The sequence below is a fragment of the Microbacterium sp. UBA3394 genome (genome assembly GCF_002358725.1).
In the GTDB taxonomy this organism is placed as follows: Bacteria; Actinomycetota; Actinomycetes; order Actinomycetales; family Microbacteriaceae; genus Microbacterium; species Microbacterium luteum.
Genome location: NZ_DEPK01000049.1, coordinates 1 through 2,929, shown reverse-complemented (window position 1 = coordinate 2,929; position 2,929 = coordinate 1). Strand labels below are relative to the sequence as shown.

The following is a 2,929-nucleotide window of genomic DNA, read 5'->3' as shown; positions in this document are numbered from 1 at the left end:
GTTCGACAACGTCTACGGCATCCGTCACTCGCTGCCCGATGGCATCAACCGGGCGACGGACGTGCTCATGGGCGGCAAGGTCGCGTTCGTCGCCGGCTACGGCGATGTGGGCAAGGGTGCCGCCGAGGCCCTCCGTGGTCAGGGCGCCCGCGTCATCATCGGCGAGGTCGACCCCATCTGCGCGCTCCAGGCCGCCATGGACGGATACCAGGTCGCGCGCCTGGACACCATCGTCGGCGACGTCGACATCGTGATCACCGGCACGGGCAACCGCGACGTCGTGACGGCGGAGCACCTCCTCGGCCTCAAGCACCTCGCCGTCGTCGGCAACGTCGGTCACTTCGACAACGAGATCGACATGGCCGGGCTCGAGGCTCTAGAGGGCGTCGAGAAGGTCGAGATCAAGCCGCAGGTGCACGAGTGGCGTCTGCCGAACGGCCGCAGCGTGCTGGTGCTGAGCGAAGGGCGCCTGCTGAACCTCGGCAACGCCACCGGGCATCCCTCGTTCGTCATGAGCGCCTCGTTCACCAACCAGGTTCTCGCGCAGATCGAGCTCTACCTGCGCCCGGAGCAGTACCCCCTCGGCGTCTACGTGCTGCCGAAGGTGCTCGATGAGAAGGTCGCCCGCCTGCACCTCGACGCACTCGGTGTCGAGCTCACCGAGCTGACCGAGGCGCAGGCTGCCTACCTGGGGGTTCCGGTCGAGGGCCCCTACAAGCTGGGCCACTACCGCTACTGACGTGCCCCGCCCGGGGTGGTGCCGCAGGCCGAGCCCGCGCGGGTGCGCTTGCCGCGGTGCGCGCCGCGGGGAGCGCGCCGCTGCCGTGCACGCGGCCCCGGCCTCCACGCCGCTGCCGCTGCATGTCCCACTTTCTGTCCGTTTGGCGCGGAATGAGCGCAGATATTGGGACATGGATGTGGTTCGGCCTGGAGCGTGTCCCAGTTTCTGCTGGTTTGGCGCCGAATGAGCGCAGAAAGTGGGACATGGGTGTGGTTGGGCCTTAGGCGATGCGCCGCGGAGCATGTCCCAGTTTCGGTCGGTCTGGCGCCGAATGAGCGCAGATTTTGGGACATGGATGCGGTGTGGCCTGGGGCATGTCCCAAAACCTGATGGGGCCCGGGCCGGGGCGGGCGCCCGCCGGGGCCGAGGCGGTCGCTGGGGCCGTCAGGCGCCGAGGCCGCGGGTGAGGCGGGCCACACGCTGCGACTGCAGCTCCAGAGCGCGCAGCTCGCGGTCGCGGCGGACGGCGACGACGGCGCGCACGAACGTCTCCGGGTCGGCATGCGGCACGGGGGAGACGTGGGAGGCGGCCTCCTCGGCGAGTGACAGGGCGACGCGGCTGCGCGCGCCCGGCATCATGTGCTCGGCCTGCCGCACGAACTGCGCCATGCGCCGGGAGAAGCCGGGCGGAAGGTGAGCGACGTCGGCGGTCTCCGCCCACGACAGGAGCGAGGATGGCACGCCCGGTGCCGGCGCGGGCAGCGGCGGCGTGCGCGTGCGCTCCGCATAGGTGCCGGCCAGCAGGTCGCCCAGGCGCTGGGAGCGTGGTGTGAACGCGCCGACGACGGCGGCGAGCGCACCCAAGGTAAGCCAGATCTCCAGCACTCCGGTGAGAGCGCGGATGAAGGCCTGCCGGAATCCGGATGCGCCGCCGTCGATGCGCACGACCCGCGCGCCGACGGCGAGTCGGCCGAGACTGCGACCCCGCGTGGCCGTCTCGACCGTGGTCGGGATGACAACCATCACCAGCACGGCGACGACGATCGTCACGATGGGGAGCACGTCGGTGTCGAGCATCCCGAGGCTCCCGAGCCATCCGACGATCGCCACGAACAGCAGGAGCACCGCGATACCGACGAGCACGTCGATCAGGGCGCTGAGCGCCCGCAGGAAGAAGCCGACCGGCTGCACGTCGAGAGCGACGGCCTCACCGGTGAGCACCTCGTCCTGCTGGATCTCGACCACGGTCGGCGCCGGCGTGCTCATGGGTACAGTTAACCAGGTGGACCTCGACGCCCTGACTGCCGCCCGGCGCGAGGAATGGGACCGCCTGGACGCGCTCAGCCGCACGCGCCGGCCCACCGGCGACGAGGTCGACGAGCTCGTCACGCGATACCGGTCGGCCAGCGCGGACCTCGCCGACATCAAGACCTCGGCCGGTCGCACCCCGCACGGCGACCACGTCTCGACGATGCTCTCCCGGGCGCGTCTGCGCCTGACCGGTGCTCCCGAGAACGTGCTGCGGCAGATCCCGCGCTTCTTCGCCCTGCAGCTGCCGGCGGCGCTCCACCGGCTGCGATGGACGACGCTGGTCATCGCGGTCGCCTTCGTCGCCGTGGGCGCGATCGTGGCGGCATGGGTCGCCGCCGACCCGGCGCTTGTTGCGAGTCTCGGACCTCAGGCGGCGCTGGAGCAGTACGCCGATAACGACTTCGCCGAGTACTACTCCGAGAATCCCGCGGCGGTCTTCGCCGGCACCGTCTGGACCAACAACGCGTGGATCGCCGCGCAGTGCGTGATGTTCGGCATCACCGGCATCTGGCCGATCATGGTGCTCGTGCAGAACGCGGTGGGCGTGGGCACGGCCGCCGCGATCATGTTCGCTTTCGGCCGTGGTGACGTGTTCGTGCTCTACATCCTCCCGCACGGCCTGCTGGAGCTGACCTGCATCTTCGTCGCGGGCGCCGCCGGGCTGCACATCTTCTGGGCCTGGGTCGCGCCCGGACGGCGTTCCCGTGGGCAGGCGCTCGCCGAGGCGGGGCGCTCGCTCGCGACCGTCGCGCTCGGGCTCGTTCTGGCGCTCGCCGTCGCCGGTCTCATCGAGGGCTTCGTCACCGCGCAGCCGTGGCCGTGGCCGGTCAAGATCGGCATCGGAGCGCTCGCGCTCGGCGCCTTCGTGTTCTACATGGTCGTCGTGGGAGGGCGGGC

General features: G+C 70.7%; 3 protein-coding genes. 2 read left to right on the top strand and 1 reads right to left on the bottom strand.

Annotation, left to right across the window (positions count from 1 at the left end):
* On the top strand, nt 1-739 hold a 739-nt coding region (locus tag B4E30_RS02545), incomplete at its 5' end, for an adenosylhomocysteinase (protein ID WP_286793346.1).
* 426 nt (nt 740-1,165) lie between these two features.
* Here the strand turns inward: B4E30_RS02545 and B4E30_RS02540 are convergent.
* Complete coding sequence (locus B4E30_RS02540; RefSeq protein ID WP_286793345.1) at nt 1,166-1,987, bottom strand: RDD family protein; 822 nt, start codon at nt 1,985-1,987, stop codon at nt 1,166-1,168.
* A gap of 16 nt (nt 1,988-2,003) precedes the next feature.
* On the opposite strand from B4E30_RS02540, the gene B4E30_RS02535 reads away from it, so the two are divergent.
* On the top strand, nt 2,004-2,929 hold a 926-nt coding region (locus B4E30_RS02535), incomplete at its 3' end, for a stage II sporulation protein M (RefSeq protein WP_286793344.1).